Origin of the sequence: Streptomyces sp. NBC_00045, from assembly GCF_045041095.1 — a bacterium.
Classification (GTDB): Bacteria; Actinomycetota; Actinomycetes; order Streptomycetales; family Streptomycetaceae; genus Streptomyces.
The window spans coordinates 347,571-372,158 of the sequence record NZ_CP108271.1; the positions used below are offsets into that span (position 1 = coordinate 347,571).

Below are 24,588 nucleotides of genomic sequence, written 5' to 3' on the forward strand. Positions count from 1 at the left end.
CGCACTGGAGGTTCAAGAGTCTGTGACGCAAACCACGTGGAGCATCGGTGAACTCGCGGACGGAACGGGGGTACCGGTGAAGACCCTCCGCTACTACTCCGACAGCGGTCTGCTGCCCGTGGCCAGCCGTAGCACCGGCGGCCACCGGCGCTACGGCACTGACGCATGGGAGCGAATCCGTCTCATACGACGGCTACGCTCGCTGGACACTCCGATCGCGGCCATCACGCAGGTGGTCACCGGCGAGTCCTCCCTCGGCGAACTGGTGACGACCGAGCTCCAAGTGGTGCAGGAACGACTGACCGAACTGCGTTGGCGCCAGGCCACGCTCAAGGCCCTGGACGACTGCCCGAGCGAGGAGCGCCTCCGGCGTCTGGAGATCCTCGCTCGCGTGCAGGAGCTCCCGCAGGCGCATCGCACGCTCACCGATCACTGGAGTCGTGAGCTGTCCTCGAACATGCCCAAGCGACGCCTCGACATCATGGTCGCCATGCTGTCCCCCGAACCGCCGCAGGACCCCGCTCCCGGTACGGTCCTGGCCTACGCCGAGCTTCATCTGCTCATCAACACGCCCAGTTTCACTCGCTGGACCCAGGACCACGAGGAGGAGATGCGGAGCGCCCCGGCCTTCTACGGGGAGATAGACGAAGCTGCCGTCCTCACGGCCGCCGCGGTGTCCCAGGGTCTGCCGCCCCACGCCGGGGATGCGGTGGACGCCTTCGTATCCGCCCACGCGCGAGCTCGACGGGAGCCCGACACAACCGCCTTCCGCGCATTCCTGCACGGGCTGGTGTCGCGGTCGTCCGGCTTCGATCCCCGCCTGGAGCACTACTGGGCCCTGGTTGGCACGGTCACAGGGGGACGCGTGCTGAACATGACAGTGGCTCATAGATGGCTGACGGAGGGACTGTCGATTTCGATGGCCCACACTGCTCGGCCGAAGAAGCTGTTCTGAGCTGGTTGCTGCCCGGACCGTGGCGACCAGCCACCGCCCCTGCGCAGCGACATCACCACGCACCGCGTCACGCCCCTGACCTTCACCGGCGTACCGCGCGAACAGCCAGCCCAGGGCATGCGCGTACGCGGGGTGCGTCATGCGGCAGGTGCGGCATTCCCGGCTCATGCGGCGGCGGGGTCCCGAGTGCCCACGGAGGGTGAAAGGGCGCTCCCGAGGGCCGCAGCCGCAGCGCGTCGAACCGATCTCGCCCGCGGCGGCTTGCGGTCGGGACGTGCGCACCCGCGAGGAGAGCGTCGTATCGCCGTTGGACGTCGTGCTGACCAGTGTCGATCGAGTACGTGCCCGACGGTCCCCGGTTCCTCACGCTCCGCTGGCAGGCATGCGACGGCACCGCCGCACCCGACATCCCGTACGCCTGCGGGACATGGGACCAGGAACGTGGCCTGAGCACCGGGCGGCGCGGGCATGACCAGGGCGGTCGCGACGCTCACCGCGGGGGCCGAGGTGTGGAGCGGCTCCGCGGGTCAGGCCGCGCCGTCGGTCGCCGCGGTGGCGTCTCGCTTCGACGTGGCCGACGCGCCGCTCGCGCCCGGCACGCTCACGCTCACGCTGCGTCCGGCCGCGACCGACCCTCACGCCGTCTCCTCCGGGCCCGCCGCGGCGTACACGCACCCGCCCGCCGCCCTGGCGGCGGCGTACGACTCGGGCGACGCCGCGACCGGTCTCGGCTACACCGCCGTGCGCGCCCCGGTGGGCACCACCGGCCTCCGGTCCGCGGTCACCGTCCTCGCAGGCCGCTCACGCCTGGCCGGGTTCGAACGCGCCGACGTACCGGTGCCGCTGCACGCGTACCCGGTACCGCCGGTACTGCTCGGACAGGCGGCCGGCGCGACGTTCGTGCCGTTGCTGGCTGTGGGCATGCCGGTCGTGTGTCGCCCAGCAGGACGACACACGATCTCGGCCGGCTCATACCCAAGCCGGTGATCCGTCCCCCGGAAGAGTGACGGGACAGGCAGAGCAGCCCGGGTCAGGTCAGGTCAGGCAGGCAGGCAGGCAGGCAGGCAGGCAGGCAGGCAGGCAGGCAGGCAGGCAGGCAGGCCAAGCGAGTCATGAGCAACTCAACTGGTGCGGGTGAACCGCCGGTCACTTTCGCCCTGGTTCACGGATCGGACAGCAACGCCTACGGTTGGTCCCCCGTGGTGGCCGAACCGGACACGGCGACCGACGGCCCCGCCCTCCGTCAGCCGCGTCCTTCGCGGGCGAGGGCAGGCACGAAGCGGGCTGCGTCCAGGGTGCCGACGCCGGTGGCCATGTCGTAGCCGTTCACCGCCGTGTAGCCAGTGACGCCCTGGTAGCTGTTGTTCGTGCCGTCATTGACGTCGACGAGGCCGGTGGAACGGTCGTGCGCGGAGCGCCCGTACAGGCAGTACAGCGCCTCGTTGATGTTTCCCAGGCGCTTGCCCGCAGCCTGGTCGGCCAGGGCCACGATGCCGGAGAACAGCGGGCTGGACTCGCTGGTGCCGCCTGAGACGTCCCAGCCCGTGGCCGCCGGGTCGTAGCTGGAGTAGAGCCACGCACCGCCGTCGACCGCGGCGGCCATCGAGATGTCCGGGGTGCCGCGCTGCGCGCCAACGATGCCCTTGACCCCGTTCTGGAAGGCTGGACGCTTGAACACGTGCGACTGGCCTCCGCCGCCCGCGCCGTTGTCGTTGTAAACGCTTTCGGGGGCGGTCCGCTTGCCCGCGTCGTCCAGGTGCAGCTGGGTGCCGCCGATGGAGGTCACCAGCGGGTCCGAGGAGGGCCAGGAGTTGACGGGGTGGTCGTAGTAGGCACTGCCGTCGGCGTTGTAGTCGGTGGCTCCGCCGTCGCCGGAGGAGGCGAGCACGGTGACGTGGTTGCGCGCCGCGGCCTCGAAGGCGTAACGCAGCTTCCCGATGCTGGAGAAGTCACCCTTGTCGAAGCCGGGGAAGGTGTTCTCGGTCGCGCCGAAGCTCTGCGTGATCACATCGCCGATGCCGTGGTCGATCAGGGCCTTCTCGGCGTCCATCATCTCCGGCAGCCCGGTGGTGCCTTCGGTTTCCGCGACCGCGGTCTCCACCAGGACGATCTTCGCGTCCGGTGCCACCGCGTGCGCCATCTCCACGTCGAGGGTCGTCTCGCCGGCCCAGCCCAGCATGTCCTCGTTCTTGGGGTCCCACTTCGGGACGTTGCCCCACTTGACGACCTGCACCTTGGTGCTGGGTATCCCGAACTGCCTGCTGTAGACGTCCAGGTCGTGCTGGACGGTCGGCGAGCCGAAGGAGTCCACGATCACGATCGTGCGGCCCTTGCCGGTGATGCCCGCCTTGTACAGCGGGTTCAGGTCGTACGCCTCGCGGTACTGCAACGGGGTGTAGCACGCGATCTTCCACTTGGTCCGGCACTCCTCGATGGAGAGCGGGCTTCCCACGGCGCGGACCAGCTGGTGCCCGGCGACGGCCGGACGGGCCACGGTGCGCGGGACCGCCGAGGTGTGCGCGGAAGCGGTCACGGTCACGGGGGCGGCCGCCATCGCGGTGAGCGCGAGGCCGGCGGCGGCCGTGGTGGCCGCGGCGCGCGGCCACGTGCGACGAACTGAATGCATTGCGGACTCCCTTGGGGGGTGGCGCCGTTCGAAACGGCTCTCGCGATCACACCCGCCAAGTCATGTGCAGGACAAGACTGTTTGACGCTTGATGTCGAACGCTTTACCTGAATGCGCAAGACGGAGCCAAGTACCGGGTTCTGGTCAAATCCCGTCCCCTATATGACGTGTTGGGAGCATTCCAACGCATCTGCTCCGCCCTGCCGCGTCCGCTCATCGGACGCGACCCGATGAAATCCGGACGCGTTTCGGCCAATTCCTGACGCGTCCATGGCGATCACGGAGATCGCTGGCAACCTCTCCCCATCCCCAGCACTACCAGCTCCACACGCTCTACCCGGCCGGCCTCGTCCAGGCCGCCGGTTCAACCCCCCACACGCAGAAGGAGTCCGCGTGAAGTCCACGCACCGGCGCAATGCCACCGCCACCGGGGCCCTGCTCGCCGCCGCCCTGCTCGCCGTAGGCGTCCAGGCGGGTAGCGCCAGCGCGCAACCCGAAGCCCCTGCGAACGCAAACGCTCCCAAGGGCGAGCCCGTTCGCAACCCGGGCGCGCTGCCCGCCCAGCTCTCGCCGTCCCAGCGCGCCGAGCTCATAGCCAAGGCCCAGAGCACCACGGCCGCCACGGCCAAGGAACTCGGCCTCAGTCCCCAGGAGAAGCTCCTCGTCCACGATGTGGCCAAGGACCAGGACGGTACAACCCACACCCGGTACGAGCGGACGTACGAGGGACTCCCCGTCCTCGGTGGCGACCTGGTCGTCAACCGGACCGCGGCCGACCGGACGCAGAGCGTGAGCAAGGCGTCCACCGCCCAGCTGCAGGGCGTCTCCACCTCGGCCCCGACCGACGCTCCGGCCGCCGCCTCCGCGAAGGCCCTCGACGCCGCGAAGGCGATCGACTCCAAGGCCGACAAGGCCGACGCCGCGCCCCGCAAGGTCGTGTGGATGGCGAAGGGCGTGCCGACCCTGGCCTACGAGACCGTCATCGGCGGGCTCCAGGACGACGGCACCCCCAACCAGCTCCACGTCATCACCGATGCCAAGACCGGCGCGAAGCTCCACCAGTGGCAGGGCATCGAGACCGGTGTCGGCAACACCCACTACAGCGGCCAGGTCACCCTCGGCACGTCGAATTCCGGTTCGAACTTCACCCTGAACGACGCGGGCCGCGGCGGCCACAAGACGTACAACCTCAACCGCGGCACGTCCGGCACGGGCTCGCTCTTCACACAGTCCACCGACACCTGGGGCAACGGGGCCAACTCCAACGCCGCCACCGCGGGCGCCGACGCCGCCTACGGCGCCGGGGTCACCTGGGACTTCTACAAGAACGTCCTCGGCCGATCCGGAATCCGTGGCGACGGCGTCGCCGCCTACTCCCGGGTCCACTACGGGAACGCGTACGTCAACGCGTTCTGGGACGACGGCTGCTTCTGCATGACGTACGGCGACGGAACGGGCAACAACGACCCGCTGACCTCGCTGGACGTCGCCGGACACGAGATGACGCACGGCGTCACCTCCGCCACCGCCGGCCTCAACTACAGCGACGAGTCGGGCGGCCTGAACGAGGCGACCTCCGACATCATGGGCACGTCCGTCGAGTTCTACGCGAACAACCCCAGCGCGCCGGGCAACTACCTCATCGGCGAGCAGATCAACATCAACGGCGACGGTACCCCGCTGCGCTACATGGACAAGCCGAGCAAGGACGGCGGCTCCGCGGACGCGTGGTACTCCGGCGTCGGCAACCTCGACGTCCACTACTCCTCGGGCCCGGCCAACCACTGGTTCTACCTGGCCTCCGAGGGCTCCGGCGCGAAGACGGTCAACGGGGTCAGCTACGACTCGCCGACCTCCGACGGCCTGCCCGTCACCGGCATCGGCCGGGACAAGGCGCAGCTCATCTGGTACAAGGCGCTCACCACCAAGTTCAACTCCAGCACGGACTACGCGGGTGCCCGCGCCGGCACGATCGCCGCGGCGACCGAGCTGTACGGGGCCGGCAGCCCCGAGGTCAACGCGATCACCGACGCCTGGGCCGCCGTCAACGTGGGCGTCCGTTCCAACGGCGGCACCCCGACCCCGGGGAAGACGTTCGAGAGCACGTCCCGGGTGGCCATTCCGGACTCCCCCGGGCCCGCGGTCACCTCGTCGGTCGCCGTCAGCGGAATCACCGGTAACGCGCCGAGCGCCCTCAAGGTCGGTGTGAAGATCACCCACACCTACATCGGTGACCTCCAGATCGACCTGGTGGCCCCCAACGGGACCTCGTTCCGCCTGCAGAACTCCTCGTCCGACTCTACGGCGAACCTGGACAAGACCTACACGGTGAACGCCTCGGCCGTATCGGCCAACGGCACCTGGAAGCTGAAGGTCCAGGACAAGGGCGCCGCTGACGTCGGCACCATCACCGACTTCAAGCTCACCTTCTGACCAGCTGACCTTCTGATCAGCTGACCGGAAAGAGGGTGCCCGGAGCCTTGGAGGCTCCGGGCACCTTTGCATGCGCGTGCCGGAGGAGGTCGGGCGCCTCATCCGGCAGCGGTGTCGTCCGGGACCGAGGCCAGCCGGCTCGCCCCCAGACGGGATGGCGAGGGTGAGCAGGAGGCTCACGCAGCACGATGCATCGATCCGTCGCCAGAACCCAGACCTTCGTGCCTCCCCCGCCGGAGCCGAGGGATCGAGGTGGCGGATCGTCAGAGGTGGTTCACGGTAGCCGCGCTGTCCGACCAGAGCCAGTTCACGGGCGCGTACTGCTTCTTCAGTGCGGTGCGCTCGCGCCCGTATCCCTTCAGTGCGGCCTCCACCGCTACCCCCAGGTCGTCCAGGTCCTGCGGCACGGGCACGCGCAGCATCAGGTGCTGCTTGCGGTGCGCGAGGAGCAGCTCTCCTGCGGGTGTGCATTCCAGCAGGGCGAAGTGGACGAGGGGTTTGAACGGCTTCTCCGCAGTGGACATCCGGGCGCGGAGCTGGCCGTCGGCGCTCCAGGCGTACAGGCCGTAGCGGTTGAGATGGAACGCGCGGGCACGGTGCGGGTCGGCAACCACGGTGAAGTCGAAGCCGGTGAACGGGCTGTCCTCGCGCAGGTGCAAGCCTCCCAGCCTGCCTCGCACCGCCCCGCGTTCGTCGACGAGGGCGAAGCTGAACTCCTGCCCCCGGTTGGTCGAACGGTAGATCTTCCCGAAGACGGGGATGACGAACAGGTCGTCGCCGAGCGCTACCGGGCGGGTCATCTTGGAGTCCTGGTAGCCGTAGAGGCTGCCGCTGGTCCCGGTGAGCTCCGACAGGGCCTCGGTCAACGAGGGCGAGGGACGGTTGCCGCGCCCCACAGGCTCGTCGCCGTACCTCACATGCGCGTACGAGTCGGCGTCACTCTGGCGGTCGGTGCGCGCGTCCAGGGTCGCGATGGCGCGCAGCACGGGCTTGGAGCCCGGGCCGAGGCGGGTGCCGGGTTCGGAGACGGCGACGATGTTGGGGTGGGCGCCGGCCCAGTTGCTGAGCCCGTACTCGGAGGTCATGCACAGCAGCCGACCCGCGGGGGTGACGACGATCGACGCGGCGAACGGTTCGTCCCCGGGGCCCTGCTGCTTTTCCCAGACCCAGGACATCGGCCAGGAAGCGAGGACCTCGTCCAGGTCCGGGGACAGGAGGTGGGTGCTGCCGGGCTTGGAGCTGACGGCGATCGCGCCGTCCGGGAGGACGGCCAGGGTCGTCGTGTCGCCCTCCGGTATGGCCGACGGGCCACCGCCCGGCACCGCCTGTCCGAACACGGCGGTGGCGGTGGGCTTTCCGTCCGAGCCGTAGCGGGTGATCATCTGGTAGCCGAAATCCTGCTCGGCGGGGTCGGCCGAGCCGGCCGCCTGCGCGCGGTAGCGTCGCAGGCCGGTCAGCACGTAGGTGTCGCCGGCCGCCGTCGCCACGGCATGGTCAGCCCTGAAGCCCCATCCGGGGGCTTCGGGGTCGATGCGGTGGACGTCCAGCAGAGACGCGGGCGCGGTGATCGGCAGCAGTGTCATACCGGCATCCTCTCCCCCGCCGCTGACAGCGCCGCACGCCGGTGAGAGGGCGGGTGAACGGGCGGGGCGGGATCGAGGTCGTCGGACAGCGCCTCTCCGCAATGCTGTTGTTGCGACCGCTTCCGTCCACTGAGAGCCCCCGGCCCCCGCCGGCTACTCCACAGCCATCTCGCCCTCGACCCCGGTACCGGCACGGTGCACGCCTCCGACGCCGACGCCGACGAGGACCAGGACGAGGAGACGGTTTCAGGTACTGCGTACGGCAGCCGCTGCACGTCCGGAACCGACTTCGCCCCAACAACTGACCTGCCGGATTGCTCGCGGGTCGGTCGCGGCCGGCCGGACCGACGCGCCCGCAGCAGATGTGGTGGCCGGAGAGGTCGACACCCATACCACGCATGAGCAGCGAAGTAAGCTCTGCGTTTATTCGGAATGGCTGGATATGATCGATCGGCACCCTCACCCCACGGGGTCGCGCCTGCAGTTCCCCCATGCCCTCTCCCGAGGACTGCGCTCAGCCGTCAGTGGGACCCTCCCTGTTGCACCGCTCCCGAGGACCGATGTCTCCGATGGAACCCGAAGGTCCACCAAGCCCGCCGCCCCGTCGGCGGCGCCGCACCGTGCGCCTGCGTACGATGCTGGTCTGCCTGGCCGTCGTCCCGACCGTGGCGATGACCGCCCAGGTGACCGTGACCGCCCAGCGGTTGCTGGCCCAGGCCGAGCACCTGCGCTCCGATGTGGAAGCCGGCAAGCGCATCGGCGTACCGCTGGTCGGGCTCTTGACCCGGCTACAGGCAGAACGGGCGACGACGGCGGCGCGGTGGTCGGGCACCTCCGCCGTCGACGACGACCTCCGTGAGGAGCGGGCGGCAACGGATCGCGCGGCGGCGGCGCTCCGGCAGGTCTCGGGCAACGACGGCAGCGCTGCGCGGCCTGCCGGGGAGGCCGACGGGAGCCTCGACGAGGTGAGCGCCCGGCTTGACCAGCTGGCCGCGTTCCGCAAACGCGCGGACGCCCACAGCGGCAGCGCCGAACAGGTGGTCGACTACTACACCGGTGTGATCGGCGACATCATCCGGGCGTACCAGTATGAATTCAGCCACGCGGAGGACGCGGAACTCGCCCAAGAGAGCAGGCCCGCCATCGCGATGTTCTCCGCGGCGGAGATGGTCGCGCGCGAGGACACCTTCCTCGCTCTGGCCGGGCCGTCCAAGGAGCTGGCGTCCACCGGTTTCTCCGGGTTGCTCGATGCTCTCGGCACCCACCGGTACCTGTACGACACCTGGATCGTGCCGTACCTGTCACCCGCGGAACAGGCCTCGTACGACGAGCTCACCGCCTCGGACGCCTGGCGCACCAAGACCCGCATCGAAAATGCGGTCGTCAGCAGCCACCAGGACACCGCGTCCGGAGTGAAGCTGCCGGCCGATGTCTCCGGCTGGCGTGCCGCGCACGACGCGTTCGCACCGCAGTTGGCCGCCCTCAACGCGGACCGGTCGCGGAGCGTGCTCGCGCACGCCGATGCGAAGGCCTCCGAGCTGGAGACCGAGGTGTACTGGCTGGTCGGGGGGAGCGGCATCACCCTCCTTCTGGTCACCGGCGTCGTCGTCCTCACCACGCGGTCGGTGCTGCGCAGGCTGAGCCGCCTGCACACCCGTACGGTCGCCATCGCCGAGGAGACGCTGCCCGAGGTGGTGGCCCGGCTCCAACGCGATCAAGCCGTCGACACCCAAGCGTTGCCGGCCGTGGGCGGACACCAGGACGAGATCGGGCGGATCAGCGACGCCTTCGCCCGGGTCGTCGCCGTGTCCGTCGACGGACACCGGCAGCTCGCGGCCGAGCGGCACGGGTTCGGCCTCTTCGCCTCGGGCATCGCTTCACGCACCGGAAACCTCGTCACTCGCCAGCTGAGCCTGACCGAGGACCTCCAGGACGCCTTCGGCCACGACGAGGCGCTCCTGGCCCAGTTGATGCGGTCCGACCAGTTGACGGTGGGAATGCGGCGCCAGATCGAGAACCTCCTCATCCTCGCCGGAGGCGAGGTCCCGGACCCGCACACCGAGCCCATGCGCCTGGCCGACCTACTGCGAGAAGCCGCCGCGGAGGTCGAGGACTTCCGGCGGATCGAACGCCATGCGCTGGACGAGGCGAGCGTGCAGCCGCACGTGATCAGTCAGATCAGCCACCTCCTGGCCGAGCTGCTGGACAATGCGACCCGGTTCTCGCCGCCGCGCTCGAAGGTGGTCGTGCGCGCCGAACTGGCGGCGGACGGGCTCTCGATCGAGATCGAGGACCGCGGACCACGCGTGGCGGCCGACGGGTACGAGGAGATGAACCGGCGACTGCACACCGCGCCGCCGTACTCCGTCCTCGCAGAGAACGCGCACCGGCTCGGCCTCTTCGTGGTGGGCCACCTGGCCGACCAGCTCCAGGCCCAAGTGACGCTGCGGCGCTCGGTGTACGGGGGAACGGCGGCCGTGGTCATCCTGCCGAGCGAGCTGCTCGTACCGACCGAACGGGAGGGCGAGCGGGTGCCGGTTCCGGAGCCCGGGCAGGCATCCGACCGGGATCCGGAGCCCGCCACCGTAGTCACCCCCGTACGGGCACCCGCCCTCGAAGTCCGGCCGGCCTCCGCAGCCATGCCCGTGCGGCTGGGAACCGAGCGGGCGCTGCCCGCTCGCACCGGACACGGGGACGGCGCGCGGCCGCCCCTCCCCGAGCGCGTCCCGCAGACCCACCTCACCCGGCAACTCCGCGGGCCCCGCGCCCCGGAGCCGGACGCCGGCCAGGACACGGCGACACCCGAAGAGGTGGCCGACGCCTGGGCGGACTACGAAGAGGGGACCCAGAAAGTGGAAGCAGAGCTCAGACAGGATCAGCCATGACGACGACAGCCAACGACATGATCTACAGCGTCCTGGACAACAACCTGAGCAGGATCGCCGGCATCCAGGGGGCCGTGCTCCTGTCCAACGACGGGATCAAGCTCAGCGCCTACCTGCTCGAACGCGACCAGGCGGAGCGCATCGCGGCCGCGTCATCCGGGATCGCCGCCACGATGAAGGCGATATCGAGGGAGGTCAGCGGCGGCGGGGTCATCCGCCAGCTGGTGGAGATGAGCGACCGGTACCTCTGCATCGTCGGGTGCGGGGAGGGCAGCACGCTCATCGTCGTGACGTCCCGCAAGGCGCGGCTCGGGGAGTTGGGAGGCGAGGCGGTGCGAACCGCCCAGGCGCTCGGCGAGTGGCTGGGCACCTCCGACCGGACCCCGCTGTCGACGTCAACACCGACGTCGACGTCGTAATGCGGGACGAGCCGCAGCACCGCCGAAGCCTGCGCCGGACCCGGTTGTACGCATTGACCGACGGACGCACTGCCGCCGCTCCGCAGACCGTCCTCACCATGGACACCACGATCGCGGCGGCGGTCACGGACGACGACGCCCTCAGCGGGCTGCCCACCGAATGGCGCGCCATCCTTGCCATGTGCGCGCCATCGGGGGGACTGGCGGTCGCCGAGATCGCCGCGCGGATGCAGATGCGCCTCACTCCGATGACGCTTCTCCTCGGCGAACTCGCGGACCGGGGGCTCATCCGCCATCGGCCGCCCCTGGAGAGGGCCGAGACCACCAATGTCCACCTGCTCATGAAAATCAGGGACAACCTTGCCCGGATATGACACCTCCGACGCTCCTTCCCAAGAAGCGTCCCCCGTCAAGATCCTCGTTGCCGGCGGGTTCGGCGTCGGCAAGACGACTCTGGTCGAAGCGGTCTCCGAGATCGAGCCGCTGCGTACGGAGGAGCGTCTCACGAGTGCGGGAGTCGGTGTCGACGACCTCGACGGCATCGAGTCCAAGACACTGACCACCGTCGCGATGGACTTCGGCCGGATCACCCTCGCCGACGCCGGAGTCGTCCTCTACCTGTTCGGCACACCCGGCCAGGAGCGGTTCTGGTTCGTGTGGGACGACCTGTTGAACGGGGCCCTCGGTGCCCTCGTACTCGTCGATACGCGGCGCTTGGACCGCGGCTTCCCGGCCATCGACTTCTTCGAGAGCCGGGGACTGCCGTTCGTCGTCGGCGCGAACTGCTTCCACGGCGAACAGCCGTACACCGCAGAGGAGATCGCCGCCGCACTGCACCTGCGCGACCCGGCCACGCCCGTTCTCCTGCTCGACGCCCGCTCCCGTTCCGACGCCCGCGACGCCCTGCTGACGCTGCTCGACGTAGTCATCGCCGAGGCGCGGACCGCGGCGAGTGCCTGATCGGGCGTCAGGAGGAGCGCAGCCGAATCGCGGACCAGCCGGGCGCCGGCGCCGGCCGCGCGGCCGACCCGCCGATCATGCATCTACGCTTGTGCCCGGTCACATCGTCGCGAGTGACCGGTCGTGGAACGGAGCATGTGGTGCCAGCGGGGCAAGAGGGACAAGACAACGACGGGGACCTCGTCGGCAAGGTACTCGGCGGGCGCTACCGGGTGACCTCCGTGATCGGCCGCGGCGGCATGGGAGTAGTCGCGCGGGCCGTCGACGAACTGCTGGCCCGGGAGGTCGCCGTCAAGGTCCTGCGGGCCTTCACCGACGCGAGCGAGTCCGAACTGGCCGGCCTGCGCACCCGGATGGAGCGCGAGGCGCAGGCCGCCGCCCGGATCCGGCACGGCGGGGTGGTCACCGTGCACGACGTGACCCAGGAGCGGGGCCTCCCGGTCATCGTCATGGAACTCGTCGACGGATCCTCGCTCGACGACGTGGTGGCGCAGCGCGGCGCGCTCGACCCGTACGAGGCCGCCGCGATCGGGGCCAAGCTGATGGACGCGCTCGACGCCGCGCACCGGGCGGGCGTACTGCACCGGGACGTGAAGCCGGGCAACGTGCTGCTGGAGCCGGGCGGCCGGGTCGTGCTCACCGACTTCGGCATCGCCACCATGGAGGCCTCCGACGACGAGGCCATGGCGAAACTGACCCGCAGCGGTCAGCTGGTCGGCTCGCTCGACTACCTGCCGCCGGAGCGCGCGCAGGGAAGGGAGCCCGGCCCGGCATCGGACATCTGGTCGCTCGGGATGACCCTGTACGCGGCGGTGGAGGGCGTCTCGCCGTTCCGCCGCACTTCGGTGTGGTCCACGCTGGCCGCGATCGTCGCCGAACCACTCCCCGAGCCCCGGCGGGCGGGGCCGCTCGCCCCGGTATTGCTGGCCCTGATGGCGAAGGAGCCGGAGAGTCGGCCCACCGCCGACCAGGCCCGCGCGATGCTGGAGCGGGTGGCGGCGGGCGGGGCCGGAGCGCGGCTCGTGCAGCCGGGCCCCGCTGCCGTGGTGGCGCCGCCCGTCCAGCCGGTTCCTGCCGCCGAGGTGCCGACCCCGACGGGGCCGTCCGTCGTCGGACCGCCTGTCGGTTTCGGGCCGCCTCCGGTCATCAGTGGTGGGGTTGATGGCGGTGCGGGCGCCGTATCGTTCCTGCAACCCCATGTCCCATCTCCCTACGACGGATTCTCCCCGCCGGGCCGGCCGCCGGCCGCCGCGGGGAACCCCGGGGCCACGGACCGGGCGCGCCGCCGTAGCCGCGTCGTGATGACCGCGGCGGCCGTCGCAGTACTCGCAGCCGCCGGTGTCACCTACGCCGTGACCACAGGGGGCGGCGGGGGCGACCGGGTGCGGGCGGTGGCTCCGACGCCGGTTCCCGGTAGCGACTCCCCAGTGGCCGGCGGCCAGCCGGGCACGGACACCCCTGGGCCCTCTCCCTCCGGCTCCGGGTCCCGGGCCAAGCCGTCCGCCGCTGCGTCGAAGAAGCCGGCCACGGCGCCGCCCTCCTCGACGGCGTCCTCCCCCGCGCCGGCCCATCCGGGCCCCGTACCGACGGGGTGCGCAGGCTGGACCCACAAGGACCCGCAGCCGGGCACCTACGGCTACATTTCCGGCGACCACCACCTGCTTTCCGCGCCGTACCAGAACTGCCCCGCCGGTGCCCTGGTCAAGAGCGGTACGAAGCTCTGGTACCAGTGCTACGTCGTCAACTCGTACGGCAACCAATGGACGTACGTGCGTGTGGACGGGACGAACACCACCGGCTGGCTGTACAACCGCGACCTCACCGGCCAGAAGGGCTCGTCCCCCGCGTGTTAGCGTCGATCGCACAACGCCCCTCCCGCATCTCCACCGGTCATGCGCCCCGGCACCGCTGACCGATGAATCCTCGCCCAGCCCCGGACAACCCGAACGCGTCCGCTGGCGGTGGAACTCGATGACCCATCCGCCGACGAACAAATTCGAGCGGTTTGAACTCGCCTTTCCAGCAACGATTTCAAACGTGGAGCCGCTCGGCCGGTTCCGCGGCTATGCGGCCCGGATCGCGTCCGTCGGGATCTCGAAGACGAGAGCGATTCCAGGCGCGAAGCCCGGGACGCCGACGAGCTGGATTCCCAGCGCCTGCGGGCCGCCGAGGCCCGGGCTTTCGTCGAACGCCCCGGCGCCGGCACGATGCTCGTCCCCTGCCCGCTGCTGGGCTCGATCGCGTACCCGCGGTGAGGAGGGCCGGACCGGCGCGGTGGCCCACACCTACGATCACCACCGCGGCACACCACGCTCGCCGCACGACACCCGCCGGCCGCCTCGCCAACCTCACCGGTCAGAACACCTCAAGGGTGCTGCAGAAGGTCCGGCTCGGGGGGGGAGGGGTAGATCGGAGTCGCGCCGGACGCGGGCGTGGGCCTTGTCGCCCGGCGCGGGCCGTGCCGAGGCCATGACCAGGCCGGCGTCGTCGGCGTCGGCGCAGGCGCTGGCGCTGGCGCTGGCCTGCACGTTCACCGAGGACTGGTGGTGGTTGCCGCCGCTTCCGGTGGTCTCTGCCTCGGCCGCCGCACGCGCGGGTGCACCGTTCATCAGCACGGGTGCTTCAGCTCGGTGCCAGTTCTCCCCCCTCAGTCAACGCCCGCTTTGACGTACGTCGCCTGGCGGGGTCCCACGGAGTCGTGCGTGTGCGCCAGGCCGGTTCACCCGATGAGTCGACGGGTTCCGTCGGGGTGCCGATCGTTCCCAGAGTGCGCCGCGGCGGGTGACTCCTCCACGCCCGCCGGGGTCGAATCGCTCCACTGCGACCCTCCAGCAACTCGCGGAAACGTTCGATGGTCCGATCGGCCGTTCGGTCGCTCCCCACACATTCTCGCGCGCGCGTAACGCAAAGTATCGACACCGCACCCTATCGTCACGTTGAGCGACATCAACTCTGTTCCAGCGTGCGGGGAGCCGTACCGTCATGCCCATGCTGTTGATCAAGGGTTCGTACGAGATCGTGGGAACCCGACCCGACGGACCCGGGGTGCGGACCCCGACAACCGCTGCATCGCCTTCGCCGGGCTCGGCGCCCACCCCGCGGCCAGCGGTATCCATGTGCACGTCGACAGCACCCTGCTGCAGAGCAGCCTCAACTACCACCAGATCAGCACCGGGCTGGCCTACCCCATGTACTACCAGACGCTCTTCCACGAGCTGCGGGACGAACTGACGGTCGCGGTCCAGCAGGCGAAGAGGGCATCCGCCAAGGGCGTGTGGGCCGTCGACCAGAGCATGACCGGGGTTACCGTCACGGGACTGGACTCGATAGCCGAGACGGGCCCAGTCGCCGGCGGCGCAGTCATCCATCCCAAGCTGTTCCGCCGGCTGGTGGAGTACCTCAATCTCGGCGGTACGGACCTGTCCGGCTTTCCCGCCTTCCTCGCCCAGAAGGCCGACGAGTTCCTGGTCCTGTCCACCGGACAGTTCACCACCGGCCTCGACGCGGTCGTCGAGGTCTCCGGCACCACCGTGAAGATGACGCGCCCGCCCGAGGACCCGGTCTTCCAAGAGGCCTGAGAACGACTGACCGCAGTCGACGTCTGCCGCACCGCCGCCGGCCAGCCCTACCCCGACCCGATCCCGCCCGGGAGGCACACCATGGCACACCCCACCGACCGCTCCGCCCCGGATTTCGTCCCCCGCGCCGCCGAACCCGTACGGGCGCATCTGGCCGCGGCCACCGCGCTGCCCGCCTTCCTCGCGGGCGCCGGCACCCTGACGCTGGCCGAGCGCCGCCTCATCGTCGACCAGGCCCTGACCATGCTGGACCAGAACTACGTCCACCTGCCCCTCAAGTCCGCCATGTACGCGGTCAACCCGGTGCAGCGCCTACGGGTGCTGCACCGCCGGCTGGAGCGCCAGACCGAGGCGACCAAACCCCTGGAATGGCTGTTCCACGCCGAGCTGTCGGAGATCTTCCACTCGGTGCGGGACCTCCATACCAACTACCTGCTCCCGGCCCCCTACGCAGGCAAGATCGCCTTCCTGCCGTTCCTCATCGAGCGGTACGAGGACGCGCAGGGGGAACACTTCATGGTCACCCACGTGGCCGAGGGATTCTCCGCCCCGGGTTTCGCGCCCGGCGTCGAGATCACCCATTGGAGCGGGGTCCCCATCGCCAAGGCCGTCGACCTCAACGCAGCCCGCTTCGCCGGCAGCAACGCGGCCGCCCGCCGCAGCCGCGGCATCCAGTCGCTGACCCTGCGGCCGCTCGTCATGCACCTTCCCCCCTTCGAGGAGTGGGTGACCGTCAGCTACATCGACACCGACGGCACCGCACGCGAACTGCGCGAGAGCTGGCGGATCGTGGAGAACAACCTCCTCCCGACGTTCGTCCACGCGGCGGCGCCGACGGGAGCCGCGTTGGCCATGGGCCTGGACCTCGACATGGACGAGGCCAACCGTGCCAAGGTCATGCTGTTCGCGCCGAAGGTCGTCGCCCGGCAGCGAGCCCTCGATGCGGGCGAGGCCGCCCCCGAGGTGCGGGCCGGCGAGATCTCCTCCTCGATGCCCAAGGTGTTCCGGGCGCAGGAGGTGCAGACGGCCGCCGGCGCCTTCGGCTACATCCGGATCTTCACCTTCAACGAAACCAATGTGGAAGGGTTCATCAACGAATTCATCAGACTGCTCCGCCAGATGCCGGACCGTGGTCTCATCCTGGACGTCCGGGACAACGGCGGCGGCGTCATCTGGAACTCCGAACTCGCGCTGCAGACCCTCACCCCGCACCGCATCACCCCCGAGCCGACGCAGTTCATCAACAGCCCGCTCAACCTGCGGATCTGCCGCAAGAACCAGGAAGCCCTGGGCGCCTGGCTTCCCTCCATGGAGCAGGCCGTGGAGATCGGGGCCACCTACTCCAGCGCCGTGGCCCTCACACCCGGGGACGACGCCAACGCGATCGGCCAGCAGTACGTCGGCCCGGTCGTCCTCATCACCAGCGCCCGCTGCTACTCGGCCACCGACATCTTCGCCGCCGGCTTCCAGGACCACCAGATCGGCCCCGTCCTCGGCACCGACGAGAACACCGGTGCTGGAGGCGCCAACGTCTGGGAGCACAAGCACCTCGTCGAGCTCCTCACGGGCGATCCCGAGACGCCGTACCGGTCCCTACCGAAGGGCGCCGGCATGCGGGTGGCGATCCGCCGCAGCCTGCGGGTCGGCGCGAACTCCGGCACGCCGGTGGAGGACCTCGGCATCACCCCGGACGTCCCCTACCGGATGACCCGCCGGGACCTGATGGAAGGCAACACCGACCTGTTCGAGCGCGCCGGGGAGATCCTCAAGGGCCTCACGCCGCACGCCGTGAGCATCACGGACGCGGCCGCCGCTGCCGGCGGCGCACTGCGGATCAAGGTCAAGGCCACCAACATCGACAGGCTGGACGTCTACCTCGACCAGCGCCCACGTGCCTCCGTCGACCTGTCCGACGGCCAGGCCGACGTCACCGTCCCCGACGCGGCCGCCGCCCATTCGGCGCGTGTGGAGGGCTTCGCCGGCGGAGAACTCGTCGCCAGCAACACCGCGCAGCTCAACTGACGCTCCGGGCGCGGCCCGCCGCGTGTGCGGGGCCGCAGCACCGGTGCTCGATGCACCAGGCCCGCGCGGTCCGTGACCGTACTGGCCGACCCGGATCCCGCGCCGGACGGGCAGCAGTGGCTTCGCTCTGCGCAGCGTCCGCCCGGCTCGGGGAAGTCGCCGGGCCGTCCTGGTACCGGTCCCTCGTACCGGTCGCGCTGGATGCCGCCGAAGAGGCGGGAGACGGTGGCGGCCGGGGTGTCGGGCCGGTCCCGTTCGGCGACCAGTCACCGGTGGTGGCCGGCCGGCCGGCCGGGCCCCGGGCAGGACCAGGTGGGGTTCTCCGTCACAGACTGGTCACTGTGGCCACACCGTCACCCAGACCCGGCCACCATGACTCGATGCGCACACACCACGCCCAGACCGTCCTGCTCGCGGCCGCCGCAGCCCTCACCCTCACCGCCTGCAACCCGCAGACCGCCGACACCGGCAAGCCCCCGGCTCCCAGCACCGCCGCACCGAACACCCCGGCCCCCTCCGGCCCGGCGCGCGCCGCGAAGACCGCCACCCTTCCCAACCTCGTCGGAAAGGGACTCCAGACCGCTCAGGACGAGGCTCAGGCTGCCGGGTTCTTCCTCCTCAAGTCCCATGACGCACTCGGACGCGACCGGCTCCAGGCCCTGGACCGGAACTGGAAGGTGTGCTCGCAGCAGCCTGCCGCCGGTACGAGCATCGAAACCAGCACCACGGTCGACTTCGGAGCGGTGAAGCTCGAAGAGACCTGCCCTGCCGCGGACGCACCCGCGCCGAAGCCTGCCGGCGACACCATGCCGAGCTTCGTCGGGCAGGGCATGAAGGCAGTCCGTGCTGCCCTTCCCGGCAACGCCTCGATCACGGTGAAGGACGCGGTGCAGAGCCGCATGGTCCTGCAAGAGTCGAACTGGAAGGTGTGCACCCAGAACCCGGCCGCCGGAACCCCGCTCACCGGCCAGCCCGTCAGCTTCACCGTCGCCAAGACCGAAGAGACCTGCCCGTAGCCTTCTGCACCTCGTCGCAAAACCGGGACCTGCGCCGCATGCCTCATCCGCCGGTGGCCTTCGCGCCGGAGCGCCTCGGTGTCAGCGCCATCGGGTGGTGGCGTGGAGGGTACCGAGGAGGGTGAGGGCCTCGGAACTGGGCGAGGCGGGTTCGGCCTGGTAGACGACGAGTTGCTGGCCCGGTGTCTCCCGTACGTCGAAGGTCTGCGACCTGAGGGTCAGGGGGCCGACGTCCGGGTGGTGAAAGTCTTTCGCGTCCGAGGTCTTGCCCCGGACGGTGTGGGTGTTCCAGAGGCGGCTGAAGTCCGCGCTGTGCTCGTCGAGGTCACGGACGAGGCCGTGCAAGCGCGAGTTGTCGGGGTCGAGGCCGGCCGCCTGGCGCAGGTGGCCGACGACGGCTCGTGCCGTGTGGAGCCACCGGGTGTGGAATCGGGGCCCCGCGGAGTCCAGGAACACCATGCGGGCGAGGTTGTCCGCCGGCTCGAAGGGCGAGTACAGGGCTTCGGCGAGGGCGTTCGTCGCGAGAAGGTCCAGGGCCCGGTTGATGACGAACACCGGGGCGCCCGGAAAACCGTCCAGCAGTTGCCGCAGGGCGGGGCTCGTCTGGTCCAGGGGGGTGGGGGTGAGCGGGCGGGGTGGGGTCGTCCCTGCCAGTCGGTGCAAGTGCGCATGGGCGTCGGGATCAAGACGCAGGGCGCGGGCGAGCGCATCGAGGAGCTGCGCCGAGGGACGGCGTTCGCGTCCCTGTTCGAGGCGCGTGTAGTAGTCGGCGTTCATGCCGACCAGGACAGCGACTTCTTCCCGGCGCAGTCCGCTGACCCTGCGCATCCCATGGGTGGGCAGGGCGACGTCTTGGGGGTGCAAGCCCGCTCGGCGGGCACGGAGGAACTCTCCCAGCTGGTTGTCGGGCATGGGGTCAGGCTAGGCAACGACGACGGGCTGCTGCCTGGGTGCGGTGCACCCAGGCAGCAGCCGTCCTGGTCGGCGGCCTGCGGGGTGCGCAGACTCGCTGCTGCGAGCGGGGCCGACGTTCCTCGGCTCCGCTCGCCTTGCCCATCGCGGAGAGGATGAACGGGAATGACGAACGCAGCCAAGGTCGTGGCGATCACCGGAGCGAGCAGCGGCATAGGGGAGGCGACCGCCCGCCAGCTCGCCGCCGACGGGCACCACGTGTTCCTCGGTGCGCGCCGCACCGACCGCCTCGAAGCACTGACCCGCGACATCGCCACCGTCGGCGGCTGCGCGGCGTTCCGCCGCCTGGACGTGACGGACAGCGCGGACGTGCGCGAGTTCGTAGCCGCTGCCCGCGAGCGATACGGCCGCCTGGACGTGCTGGTCAACAACGCCGGCGTGATGCCCCTCTCGCCGCTGGACGCGCTGAAGGTCGACGAGTGGGACCAGACGATCGACGTGAACGTGCGCGGTGTCCTGCACGGAATCGCGGCCGCCTTGCCGGTGATGCGGGCCCAGGGCGGCGGGCACTTCGTGAACATCGCCTCGGTCGGCGCGTACGAGGTCTGTGCGACGGCCGCTGTGTACTGCGCCAGCAAGTTCGCCGTCCGCGCGATCTCCGAAGGGCTGCGCCAGGAGTCCCCGGACGGCAGCATCCGCGTCACCCTCGTCTCCCCCGGCGTGACCGAGTCCGAACTCGCCGACACCATCAGCGACCCGGTAGCCCGGGAAGCCATGAAGACGTACCGGGCCGTGGCGCTGCCCGCCTCCGCCGTCGCCCGGGCGATCGCGTACGCCATATCCCAGCCGGCACAGGTCGACGTCAACGAACTCGTGGTCAGGCCCACAGCCAGTGCCTAGTGACCTGCCCCCCCGTGACGTGTGTGCCGATCCGTCGATGGCCGTCACCATGCTTGTGTAATATCCGAATGCGGATATCGGTCATTACGCGAAGGGGTGTCTGAATGTGGGAGCTGGCGCGCTCGTGGGTCGACGGATGGACCGTCTCACGGCGGGTACCGAAGCCGGTGGACGTGCCGTGGGGGCTGAGCATCCAGGTCGGACTGCCGACCCAGGCGGTGCGTCACGTCCTCCTCGACGCCGATGTCGAGACCGCCCGCGGGCTCGTCGGCGCGATCACCGAGCCGACCACCTGTATCAAGGCCTTCCTGGAACCAGACGTCATGGCGCCGTGGTTCGGGCCCGAGTGGGAACCGACCGATCCCGGCTTCCTGATGGCCGTCGACCTGCGTCCGTCGGTCGTGCGCGCACCTGGCGGTTACACGGCCACCGTCGAGACCGCCGACGATGTCATCAGCGTGCGCATTCTGGCTGCCGCCGGGGAGCTCGCCGCGCGCGGTCAGATCGGTCTGACCGGTGCCGCCTGCGTCTTCGACCAGATCATCACCGAGCAGGCTCACCAGCGCCTCGGCCTCGGGACGGTCGTGATGGGCGCACTCACCAACGCGGCCATCGAGAACGGTGCGGCGACCGGCATCCTGGGCGCGACCGTCCAAGGCCGAGCGCTCTACGAAACGCTCGACTGGAAGGTCCTCGCACCGCTGACCGGCTTCATCTACGAACCCGTCGCTCCCTGAACCGCAACCCGGGTACCGAAACGGCGCCAAGCGCTGGGGACGCGGGGTGCGGCGGGGCGTTGGAGCCGCCGTTGATGTCCCGCGGGTGCCCGCACACCACGACGACGGCCCCGACCCGGACGCGGACCCCGGTCGGGGCCGTTGCGTCAGTGGCGGCGCCCGGCCAGGGCCGACACCGGCCTCGGGGCGGGGCCCGGTGGCACTGCGCCGGGTGTTCCGCGTGGACCCCGATGTCACCACGGCCGAGGCCGACCCCGCGCAGACGCATCACCGCGGGACCGTGCGACAGATCTGCGACCACCTCAAGGTGATGTGCGCGGCGGGGACCGGCGAGGTGCTCGTGGATCTCCAGTTGACGACGGACTCGCCCGAGGAGTTCCTCGACCTCGCGGCGGAGTTCATGGCCGAATTGGCCTAGACGCGCACGAGGATCTCTGCCGGGGAGCCGTCGAAGGCGGGCAGGACCGACGAGGTCTTGCGCGACGGCGCCGACGGTGGTGAGGGCGCCCGGAGCGGCTTCGGCCGCGTCTTCCGTCCACATCGGCGTGCGACATCACGTCCGGGCAGGCAGAGGGTGCGCTGGGGAGGTCGCTCGCCGCGCCGCCGCCGTCGGCCGGGTCCCCGTACGCGTACAGGCGGGGACGGCGGCGAGCTGTCGGCGCGGGGAACGTGCGGGCGGGAGCGTGTCACCGGCCATCGGCCCTCCCCCGGTGCGGCTCTGGGCCGCTCGTGCACCGCGGTCTGCTGTCGGGGGCTTCGAGCGGCTCGGTGATGAGCGGGTCGTCGTCGCCCACGGGCCTTCGTGGCGGGGTGTCGGCGATCTGCTCGTTGATCATGAGTGCGGCGGTACCGAGGGGCAGGGCGGCCTCCTGCCGTTCCGCACGACCGGGCACGGGGACGGCGGGCGGCGTTGCGCCGGACGAGTGGTCAGGTGCACGGCAGAAACGATCAAGCATGTGCCATCGTCATAGTCCGGCCGTCAAGGTGGGACGTTGGGGGTGCCCCGCCGGAACTGCCGGCGGGCGAGAGAGCGGAGTGAGTCGTGAGCAGCACCAAGGGACTGCCGCCGGGCGTCGTCGAGATCGCCCCCGAGGGATCGCCGTGCCCGCCGCAGACGCTGGGCCTCTGGCGCCATTACAACTGTGGGGGCGAGGGGTACGGCATCGGGGCCGGATTCGACGTCGACCTCAGCATGCTGCCCCTCCACGACGGCGGCAGCATGTCCAAGAACGTGTCGTCGTGGATCAACAACACGGACAGCGACGCGAAGCTGATCAGCAGAGCCGGTACGCGGATCCTGCGGGCCGGCGACAAGCTGGAGGAGCCCAAGCAGCACAACGACACCGTGGAGCAGGTCAGCTGGGAGCTCTGACGTGGCCGGCTGATCCGGGGGACAGCCGGTAACACCAAAGCGGGCGCCGGCGGCAGGCCGGCAAGGCCGGTCTGCGCGGCGTCCGCCCAGAGGGGCGAGTCCCATGCGGCCGCCACCCTCGCGGCTTCCAGGTAGTGGCGGCGGGCCCGTTCGGGGCGGTCCAGGAACCGGGCGAGTTCGCCCGGGGTCTGCGCGACGGGCCGGAAGACGAGGCTGAGGCTGCTCGCCCCGCCCGCCAGCCCCTGCAGCGGCAGCAGGTCCTCGTACAGCTCGACGGCCGCCTCCCCGTCGCGCAAGACGATGGCGGCCGCGCAGCCCGGCCAGGACGGGGAAGGCGAAGTCGCGCCGCAGCCGCACGCGCTGGCCGAAGATCTCCCGGGCCTCTTCGCAGCGGCCGCCGGCCAGCAGCGCGAGCGCGGTGAGGGCTTCGCTGTGCGGCTTGACTGTTCCCACACCGCGAGCAGTACGGGCAGCATCTCGGCGAGCCGACCCTGCTGCAGACGGATGCAGCCGACGCTCAGGGCGGCCAGCCCGCTGAGGTCCACCGCCCCGCGGGCCCGCAGTTCCGCCACCGCCGTCCCCAGGGCCTGCTCCGCCTCATCGAAACGGCCCTGTGCCATGGCGAGCACGGGATGGCGCAGCCGGGCCACCGCGCACGCGCCCTGGAGCTCGTACCTGCGGGCGATCTCGTCCGCCCGCACGAGGCACCGCCGGGTCGTTGTGGCCGGCGGCGATCCGGGCGGCGACGTAGGCGCTCGTCCAGGAGCACTCGGGGCTGTCCTGGCCGTCACCCAACTCGGCGAGTCCCGGTGGAGTTCCAGGTAGGCAGCGGGTTCGAGTTCGCCGTCGACCTTGCGTAGCAGCGACGTGAGGGTCAGGCCCAACAGACGGGGCTCGCCCACGACGCGGGCGAGTTCCACTGCCCGGCGCGCCTCGGCGACGGCGCGGGGATCGGTGTCGTCGAGCGCGTCGGACAGCTGGTCGAGGAGCAGGCAGCGCTGCCGGTCGGTCAGCCCCGGGTCCCCAACAGCCGACCGAGCTCCTCGACGGCCTCGGGGTCGGACGCCGCGTACGGGCGCACGCGCCAGGGCGTCGGCTCGGTCCACGTCGTGTAGGCGGCGGTCAGCAGGTCGGCCCGGCCCTCCACACGGGCCACCCGTACGGCCTGTTCCTGTGCCTCGCGGGCGGGTACCACGGCCCCCATCCGGATCCGGCCCTCCACCAGCTGCCCCAGCAGCATCACCCGCAACATGGGCCGCATCCTGGTCGGCGAAGGCGGCCGGATGGTCGGCGAGGAGGCCGAGGGCGGCGTTCAGCAGGGCCTCGGCGTTCTGCGGGGCGTAGCGGCGCACCGCCTGCTCGCACGCCAGCCGGGCGTGCCGGACCGCCGGCCCGCCGTCGGCGGTCACGACCGCGGCCGCCTGCAGGAGGTGGTGGGCGAAGGCGGCGACGTCGTCCGAGCCGAGGGCGATCAGGCCCCGGCCCAGGCGGGAATGCATGCGGGCCAGCCGCAGCCGCGTGAGGTCGCCCTCCAGGGCGTCCCGAACGAGCGCGTGGGTGAAGCGGACCGTACCTGGCGTCCGGCTCCAGGGCGAGGGCGTAGCCGTAGGGCGCGCTGATCAGCAGCCGCGCAGGCGTGCGCGGCGCGCGTTCCGGTTCGAGGACGCGCCGCAGACGCGCGATGTAGGCGTGCAGCGATGCCTGGGCACTCGACGGGATGCGGGTGGCCACAGCCGTTCGATTATCCGCTCCGTGGGCGCGGCCGCCCCACGGGCGACCAGCAGTTGGACCAGTACCATCCGGGCGAGCCGACCGCCCGCATCGACCGCGCGGCCGTCGATTTCGACCCGGAGCGAGCCGAGTACCTTCAATGTGACCATGACAAGAACATCGTAAGCGGCACACCACGACCGGCCCGGGGCGCTCCCGCCCCCTCTGTAGAGGCAGCTGGCAGCATCGCCGTCGTGAACGTGATGTCCTTCGCTCCTGAGCCGAATGGGTTCGGGGTCCGGTAACAGCAGCTTCTACCAGCTTGACCGATGGACCTGCAGCGACGTAACTTCTGGCAGACCGACTCGTGAGCTGATGGAAGGAGGCGAAACCGGATGTCGACCATCTCCGAAATTCGCCTCGCCCACCAGGTCGCCTGGACTCCGGGTCGTGTGGCACACGGCTGCTAGCAGCCCCCCT

At 70.6% G+C, this 24,588-nt stretch carries 21 protein-coding genes; 16 read left to right on the forward strand and 5 right to left on the reverse strand.

Annotation, left to right across the window (positions count from 1 at the left end; genetic code table 11):
- Nucleotides 1-22: 22 nt before the first annotated feature.
- Nucleotides 23-955, forward strand: a complete 933-nt coding sequence (locus tag OHA65_RS01815; protein WP_327281273.1) for a MerR family transcriptional regulator — start codon at nt 23-25, stop codon at nt 953-955.
- A gap of 468 nt (nt 956-1,423) precedes the next feature.
- Complete coding sequence (locus OHA65_RS01820) at nt 1,424-1,942, forward strand: hypothetical protein (protein WP_327281274.1); 519 nt, start codon at nt 1,424-1,426, stop codon at nt 1,940-1,942.
- A 256-nt stretch (nt 1,943-2,198) separates the two neighbouring features.
- Here the strand turns inward: OHA65_RS01820 and OHA65_RS01825 are convergent, their stop codons facing one another.
- Nucleotides 2,199-3,581 carry a S53 family peptidase gene (locus OHA65_RS01825; protein ID WP_327281275.1) on the reverse strand — a complete coding sequence of 461 codons (1,383 nt, stop codon included), beginning with the start codon at nt 3,579-3,581 and terminating at the stop codon, nt 2,199-2,201.
- Nucleotides 3,582-3,974: 393 nt separating this feature from the next.
- Between OHA65_RS01825 and OHA65_RS01830 the strand changes: the two genes are divergently transcribed.
- Nucleotides 3,975-6,014 carry a M4 family metallopeptidase gene (locus OHA65_RS01830; protein ID WP_327281276.1) on the forward strand — a complete coding sequence of 680 codons (2,040 nt, stop codon included), beginning with the start codon at nt 3,975-3,977 and terminating at the stop codon, nt 6,012-6,014.
- Between the two features lie 263 nt (nt 6,015-6,277).
- Here OHA65_RS01830 and OHA65_RS01835 read toward each other — a convergent pair whose 3' ends face one another.
- Nucleotides 6,278-7,597 (reverse strand): hypothetical protein, encoded by a 1,320-nt coding sequence (locus OHA65_RS01835; RefSeq protein ID WP_327281277.1) that lies wholly within the window; start codon nt 7,595-7,597, stop codon nt 6,278-6,280.
- 620 nt (nt 7,598-8,217) lie between these two features.
- Here OHA65_RS01835 and OHA65_RS01840 point away from each other — a divergent pair.
- The 5 genes from OHA65_RS01840 (at nt 8,218) to OHA65_RS01860 (ending at nt 13,714) form a co-directional block, all read left to right on the forward strand.
- Entirely contained in the window at nt 8,218-10,482 is a 2,265-nt protein-coding gene (locus OHA65_RS01840; protein ID WP_327281278.1) for a nitrate- and nitrite sensing domain-containing protein, read from the forward strand.
- Nucleotides 10,479-10,901 (forward strand): roadblock/LC7 domain-containing protein, encoded by a 423-nt coding sequence (locus tag OHA65_RS01845; protein ID WP_327281279.1) that lies wholly within the window; start codon nt 10,479-10,481, stop codon nt 10,899-10,901. The genes OHA65_RS01840 and OHA65_RS01845 overlap by 4 nt, the downstream gene beginning before the upstream one ends.
- Nucleotides 10,901-11,275: a DUF742 domain-containing protein gene (locus OHA65_RS01850; RefSeq protein ID WP_327281280.1), complete on the forward strand. Its 375-nt coding sequence runs from the start codon at nt 10,901-10,903 to the stop codon at nt 11,273-11,275. The genes OHA65_RS01845 and OHA65_RS01850 overlap by 1 nt, the downstream gene beginning before the upstream one ends.
- On the forward strand, nt 11,262-11,861 hold the full coding sequence (locus OHA65_RS01855) for an ATP/GTP-binding protein (RefSeq protein ID WP_327281281.1): 600 nt from the start codon (nt 11,262-11,264) through the stop codon (nt 11,859-11,861). The genes OHA65_RS01850 and OHA65_RS01855 overlap by 14 nt, the downstream gene beginning before the upstream one ends.
- 140 nt (nt 11,862-12,001) lie before the next feature.
- Complete coding sequence (locus tag OHA65_RS01860; protein ID WP_405760909.1) at nt 12,002-13,714, forward strand: protein kinase domain-containing protein; 1,713 nt, start codon at nt 12,002-12,004, stop codon at nt 13,712-13,714.
- Nucleotides 13,715-13,924: 210 nt separating this feature from the next.
- On the opposite strand, the gene OHA65_RS01865 is transcribed toward OHA65_RS01860, so the two are convergent.
- A complete protein-coding gene (locus tag OHA65_RS01865; RefSeq protein ID WP_328761258.1) occupies nt 13,925-14,146 on the reverse strand; it encodes a hypothetical protein in 222 nt (73 codons plus the stop codon).
- Between the two features lie 831 nt (nt 14,147-14,977).
- Here OHA65_RS01865 and OHA65_RS01870 point away from each other — a divergent pair.
- The 3 genes from OHA65_RS01870 (at nt 14,978) to OHA65_RS01880 (ending at nt 18,477) form a co-directional block, all read left to right on the forward strand.
- Nucleotides 14,978-15,439 carry a hypothetical protein gene (locus OHA65_RS01870; protein ID WP_328761260.1) on the forward strand — a complete coding sequence of 154 codons (462 nt, stop codon included), beginning with the start codon at nt 14,978-14,980 and terminating at the stop codon, nt 15,437-15,439.
- A gap of 81 nt (nt 15,440-15,520) precedes the next feature.
- A complete protein-coding gene (locus tag OHA65_RS01875) occupies nt 15,521-17,461 on the forward strand; it encodes a S41 family peptidase (protein WP_327281286.1) in 1,941 nt (646 codons plus the stop codon).
- A 380-nt stretch (nt 17,462-17,841) separates the two neighbouring features.
- Nucleotides 17,842-18,477: a hypothetical protein gene (locus tag OHA65_RS01880; protein ID WP_405754270.1), complete on the forward strand. Its 636-nt coding sequence runs from the start codon at nt 17,842-17,844 to the stop codon at nt 18,475-18,477.
- Nucleotides 18,478-18,558: 81 nt separating this feature from the next.
- Here the strand turns inward: OHA65_RS01880 and OHA65_RS01885 are convergent, their stop codons facing one another.
- A complete protein-coding gene (locus tag OHA65_RS01885; protein ID WP_405760913.1) occupies nt 18,559-19,389 on the reverse strand; it encodes a helix-turn-helix transcriptional regulator in 831 nt (276 codons plus the stop codon).
- 165 nt (nt 19,390-19,554) lie between these two features.
- Between OHA65_RS01885 and OHA65_RS01890 the strand changes: the two genes are divergently transcribed.
- The 4 genes from OHA65_RS01890 to OHA65_RS01905 all read left to right on the forward strand — a co-directional run bounded on the left by OHA65_RS01890 (nt 19,555) and on the right by OHA65_RS01905 (nt 22,398).
- Nucleotides 19,555-20,289 carry an SDR family oxidoreductase gene (locus OHA65_RS01890; RefSeq protein WP_405760915.1) on the forward strand — a complete coding sequence of 245 codons (735 nt, stop codon included), beginning with the start codon at nt 19,555-19,557 and terminating at the stop codon, nt 20,287-20,289.
- Between the two features lie 104 nt (nt 20,290-20,393).
- On the forward strand, nt 20,394-21,026 hold the full coding sequence (locus OHA65_RS01895) for a GNAT family N-acetyltransferase (protein ID WP_405754272.1): 633 nt from the start codon (nt 20,394-20,396) through the stop codon (nt 21,024-21,026).
- A gap of 196 nt (nt 21,027-21,222) precedes the next feature.
- Nucleotides 21,223-21,444 carry a hypothetical protein gene (locus tag OHA65_RS01900; RefSeq protein ID WP_405760919.1) on the forward strand — a complete coding sequence of 74 codons (222 nt, stop codon included), beginning with the start codon at nt 21,223-21,225 and terminating at the stop codon, nt 21,442-21,444.
- 624 nt (nt 21,445-22,068) lie between these two features.
- Entirely contained in the window at nt 22,069-22,398 is a 330-nt protein-coding gene (locus OHA65_RS01905; protein ID WP_327281292.1) for a peptidase inhibitor family I36 protein, read from the forward strand.
- 1,009 nt (nt 22,399-23,407) lie between these two features.
- Here OHA65_RS01905 and OHA65_RS01910 read toward each other — a convergent pair.
- Nucleotides 23,408-23,650 carry a hypothetical protein gene (locus OHA65_RS01910; protein ID WP_327281293.1) on the reverse strand — a complete coding sequence of 81 codons (243 nt, stop codon included), beginning with the start codon at nt 23,648-23,650 and terminating at the stop codon, nt 23,408-23,410.
- Here OHA65_RS01910 and OHA65_RS01915 point away from each other — a divergent pair.
- On the forward strand, nt 23,649-24,017 hold the full coding sequence (locus OHA65_RS01915; RefSeq protein WP_329312373.1) for a hypothetical protein: 369 nt from the start codon (nt 23,649-23,651) through the stop codon (nt 24,015-24,017). The two genes, OHA65_RS01910 and OHA65_RS01915, sit on opposite strands and share 2 nt — an antisense overlap.
- The last annotated feature ends 571 nt before the right edge of the window (nt 24,018-24,588 follow it).